This window comes from Brevundimonas sp., assembly GCF_041911375.1.
Lineage (GTDB): Bacteria > Pseudomonadota > Alphaproteobacteria > Caulobacterales > Caulobacteraceae > Brevundimonas.
The window spans coordinates 1-4,465 of record NZ_JAYRPA010000057.1 but is presented as its reverse complement, the minus strand read 5'-3'; the positions used below and the strand labels follow the sequence as shown (position 1 = coordinate 4,465).

Below are 4,465 nucleotides of genomic sequence, written 5' to 3'. Positions count from 1 at the left end.
GCCCCCGCCGCCGCCCGCGGCCGAGCGGCCCGCGCGACGGCCGCGCCTGGCCGCGCCGGGCTATTGATCTCAACTGGGCAGCAGCCCCTGGACCGCGAGCGCGATGACCGACCACAACAGAAGCGAGGCGCCGAAGGCGAAGGCGAGCGTCTGGCGCGGCGTCCAGCGCGCGTCGGAGCGAGACGAGCCCCCCCATGGGCCGGTCGTATGGGCGTGTCGCATCCTGTCCTCCCCGTCGGGCGCGGATCATCGCCGCAACCTTCTAACGACCCCTGAATGACGCCTGATTCTCCGCCTCGGCGAAAGGCCCGCGAATGACCGCCCCTCCCCTGCCGAACCCGCCCGCGGGGGGCGGCGCGCCGCTACGCCTGCGCAGCGCCTCGGCCGCGCTGTGGTCCATCCTGCGCGTCGCCGGCGGATCGGTGACGAGCTTCGTGTTGTTCCTCGTCCTCGCCCGGCTCCTCGGGCCGACCGAGTTCGGCGTCTTCGCGCTTGCCGGGGTCGTGGTCGAGATCGGCCGGATCGTGGCCGGCGCCGGCGTGGGCGACGCCGTCACCCGCCAGCCGACGTTGACCGAGGCGTTCGCCAGCACCTCGGTGTGGTTCGCCCTGCTGGTCAGCCTGGTCGCCGGCGGTCTGCTGGCGGCGGTCGCGCCGTTCTACGCCGCGGCCGTCCACGCTCCCGCCGTGGCGCCCATCATCCAGGCGCTGGCGGCGACCCTGCCGATCACCGCGCTCGGGGTCGTCCCGGCAGCCCGGCTGTCACGGGACTTCGGCCACAGGACGCTCGCCTGGCAGGCCCTGCTGACCGGCGTCGTCGCCGGGGTCGTGGCGGTCGCCTCGGCGCTGGCCGGATTCGGCGTCTGGTCTTTGGTCGTCCAGTCGGTGGTCGGGGGCGTGATGTCCACCGCCTTGGCTTGGCGGGCCTGCCGGTGGCGGCCCCAGTGGCGCTTCGAACGTAGCCTGGTCCGGGAGCTGTCGCACTTCAACCTCAGCATGACGATGAGCCAGCTGCTGTGGATGCTGCTGGGCCGCGTCCAGGACGTCTTCATCGGGCGCGCCTATGGGGCCGCCGAGGTCGGGCGCTATCGCGTCGCCTGGCGCCTGATCGAATTGGTGGGCCAAACCGTGCTGGCGCCGATCGGCTCCGTCGCCCTGGTGACCCTGTCGCGGCTCGATGAAGACCGCGCGGCCCTGTCGCGGGCCTACAACCGCTTCGTCGGGGTCGCCGCCCTTGGCGTTTTTCCCTTGCTGGCGGGCTTCGCCGTGCTGGCCGAGGACGTGGTGGTTCTGCTGTTCGGCGCGGAATGGGCCGGCGCGGGCGCCGTCGCGCGGGTGCTCGCCCTGATGGCCCTCCCCTTCGTGATGAACTTCTTCTCCGGCCCGGCCCTCGCGGCGGTGAACCGGCCCGGGCTCATCCTGAGCATCGCCGCGCTTCAGTTCGGCCTGACGCTCGGCCTGACACTTATCGCCCTGCCCTACGGCCTGATCGCGGTCGCTGCGGCCTATGTGCTGCGCAGCTATCTGACCCTCGCCTATCCGCAGATCCTGCTGTCCCGCCACGCCGGCGTCGACCTCAGGGGCACGATCGGCGCGGTGATCCCGCCGCTGGTCTGCGCGGTCGGCATGGCGGTGGCGGTCTGGGCGGCCCGCCCGATCGTCGGCGGGATCGAAGCCGCCGCCCTGCGCCTTGCGCTGCTGGTCGCGCTCGGCGGCGCCCTCTACGGCCTCCTTTTGCTGCTCCTGGCCCGTCGTCAGCTCGTTCAGCTGTGGGCGGTCGCGGGGGAGTTGCTGGGGCGACGGACGGCGGCGACCCGCTGACGCAGGCGACGGGCGAGCCCGCGCGTGGCCTGCAGGCCCACCCGGTGGAACAGGGTCGCCGGCACCAGAGCGAGGAAGGCCTGCACGCGTCCGCGCGCCAGCAGCCGCCGGCCGGTCGAGGCCACGAACCACCGCACTTCCCGACGGTTGGCCTCGGGAACGGGCGGCGCGTTTTCCAGGGCCGCACGGATGAAGCGGCAGTCGGACAGGTCGAGCTCGAACGGACGGAACAGCGTCGCCGACATCAGCTTGACCGCGGTGGCGGCGGCCACATAGCGGCGCTCCGTCGCCGTCAGATCCTGGACCAGATCCAGCATCCCGGCGAGGTCGCCCGCCGCTTCGAAGGGCGCGAGCCGCTCGCGCGGAAAAGCCAGGTCCGGCTGCCCCGCAAGGCGCCGGCGGTGGGACACGGCCGCTAGCTGGGCATTGAGCGCGCTGATGCGGGCGTTGCGCAGCGAGCGATTGGTCACGCTGGCGGCGTGAAGCCGATAGAGGCCGAGGACTTCTGGCAGGTTGTGCAGCCGTCCCTGGGCCAGCAGCCGCCAATAGAGGTCCGTGTCCTCCGCGTGAAAGGCGTGGCGGTAGCCGCCGACGGCCCGGATTGGCGCGAGTCGGGCCGTCAGGAAGGGGTGGATGATATAGGGTTCGCGAGACGGCAGCGCCGCGGGGTCGGCGTCCACCGCACCGAAGGTGGTCACCACGCCGGTGGGACGCCCGTCGCCGTCGATGTGGCGGGCATTGGCGCCGACGGCGACGCAGTCGGGATGGCGGTCCAGATATTCGATCTGCGCGGCGAGCCGGTCCGCGAAAGCCAGGTCGTCGGCGTCGTGGCGCGCCACGAGCGGCGCGGTGCACAGGGCGAGCCCCGCGTTCAGGGCGTCGACGATGCCGCCGTTCGGACGGCGGATCACCTCCAGACGCGGATCCTCGGCGGCGAGTCGATCCAGAATGACGGGCGTGGAGTCGGTGGAGCCGTCGTCGATGACGATGACCCGAATGTCGCGCCGGGTCTGACCGAGGATGGAGCGCACAGCGCCCTCAACCGTCGCCGCCGCGTTATAGGCGGGAATCAGGACATCGACCGCCGCGGGCGAGGCGACGGTGTCACGCGCGTGGTCGAGTGGCATGCGCTCGCTCCAGGCGCCGCTGAACGGCGAAGGATCGCCTCCCGGGGAGGAGAGACGCCCTACCCTACCGGACGATGGTCGCCCTGCGAACCCCCGGCGGGCGTGCATCCCTCAGTGCGCCGCCAAAGGCGAAGAGCTTGGGCCCCAATGACAAGGCCGGCCACGGAGCAAACGCAACATGGGTTGGTGAGGTAAGCCAGTGTGGCGGCCCATCGACTACGAAGGTTAGGCGCGCTTTGCGATTGCAAGATGGTCGGCCGGAACAGGCCTTTGTGGCCGTCGTCCGCTCGGCTCTAGATGCAGACATTAGGATAGTCTTAGAAAGCGGAAATCTTCGGAAGTCTTCCGCGAGATCGGCCGCGCTTGATTCTCGGACAAAACTGACCGATCTCTCGGTCGCATTTGTACGGATAATGACGATGGCCGATGAGCCGAAGTTTCTCGCTGAAAGCGGTCGACCGGTCGCATATTTGGCTCGGGTAATGCGGCGAGGCGACCTGTTCGAGATCGCCTTTGACGCCTTTCCCGATCTGGTCATCGCGCCAACCACGGGAGACCCGCATAAGGCGGCCCGAGATGCGCTGACCGCAGAGCTAGCGCGGCTGATCGTGGCCCGGGAGATGATCCCGGCCCCATCCACCCGCGGCGCTCAACGCACCGGCGACGCCAACCGGTACGAACAGCTGATCGTTCCCGACCAGGTCGTCGCGCTCAAGGCCCTGCTTTGGGACAATATGCGCGCCCAGCAGATTTCAAATGGGCGACTCGCAGATCATCTGGGCGTTGACGAGAAGGAAGTTCGCCGCCTGCTGGACCCGGAGAATACGCACGGCCGCCGACTGACGGACGCGGTGGAGGCGGTTGTTGGCGCGGTGATTGCATTGTCAGTCGTTGACAGTTCGGTTCCACAACGCCTTCTGCGTGTGTCCGGCGACTGGCGTCCCAACCCTGTTCTGAATCTGCAACCTGCCGTTCAGGTGCCTGGAAAGCGCTCGAAGCCGGCGAGTTCCTGAGACGGGCCGGGGAGATCGCCAAGAGCATGCCGGCGCGGCTAGATATCCGGACCGGCATAGGCAAGATCGGCTTCTACACAGGTGGCCTACTACGATCCGGGGGATCACCGGCTCCAACCGGAGTATAGCCCCCCCGACCCCGCAATCGCCGCTACGCCATCCCACGACGCTGAGAGTGCGAACGGCCGGGGATCAGCGACGGGGTGTCGGTGCCATCGCGCGATAAGGCAAATCGCTGGCGTCGCGCGGCCTTGAAGCGGGTCCGCCGAACTTAATCTACAATTCAGGAGAGAATACTCCCAACCCTGCTCGCTTGCCGGGCAGAGGCGCACGGGACCGGAAGCGTCGGACGTCTGCAATGAGTCGAGGCTGTGTGAAAACGCCTTCCCTCCAAGCGAATTAGGTTAGCCTTCTGAGGTCAGCAGGAGGTGGGCATGAGCCGCTTCGTCCAGGGTGGAGATCGCCGGCAGCCGACGCTGCTTCCCGAGTGTCTGGACGACTATGT

5 protein-coding genes are annotated in these 4,465 nt (G+C 69.1%); 3 read left to right on the top strand and 2 right to left on the bottom strand.

Going from position 1 to position 4,465, the window contains the following annotated elements; genetic code table 11:
- Positions 1–69: 69 nt before the first annotated feature.
- Positions 70–222 (bottom strand): hypothetical protein, encoded by a 153-nt coding sequence (locus tag ACE3PU_RS10500; RefSeq protein WP_374389463.1) that lies wholly within the window; start codon positions 220–222, stop codon positions 70–72.
- Positions 223–314: 92 nt separating this feature from the next.
- Here ACE3PU_RS10500 and ACE3PU_RS10495 point away from each other — a divergent pair, with 92 nt between their 5' ends.
- A complete protein-coding gene (locus ACE3PU_RS10495) occupies positions 315–1,820 on the top strand; it encodes a lipopolysaccharide biosynthesis protein (RefSeq protein WP_374389461.1) in 1,506 nt (501 codons plus the stop codon).
- Here ACE3PU_RS10495 and ACE3PU_RS10490 read toward each other — a convergent pair.
- Complete coding sequence (locus ACE3PU_RS10490) at positions 1,763–2,947, bottom strand: glycosyltransferase family 2 protein (RefSeq protein ID WP_374389459.1); 1,185 nt, start codon at positions 2,945–2,947, stop codon at positions 1,763–1,765. The two genes, ACE3PU_RS10495 and ACE3PU_RS10490, sit on opposite strands and share 58 nt — an antisense overlap.
- 419 nt (positions 2,948–3,366) lie before the next feature.
- On the opposite strand from ACE3PU_RS10490, the gene ACE3PU_RS10485 reads away from it, so the two are divergent.
- Both ACE3PU_RS10485 and ACE3PU_RS10480 read left to right on the top strand, forming a co-directional pair.
- Entirely contained in the window at positions 3,367–3,960 is a 594-nt protein-coding gene (locus tag ACE3PU_RS10485) for a hypothetical protein (protein ID WP_374389457.1), read from the top strand.
- Positions 3,961–4,388: 428 nt separating this feature from the next.
- A partial coding sequence (locus ACE3PU_RS10480) for a hypothetical protein (protein WP_374389445.1) occupies positions 4,389–4,465 on the top strand: 77 nt, incomplete at its 3' end.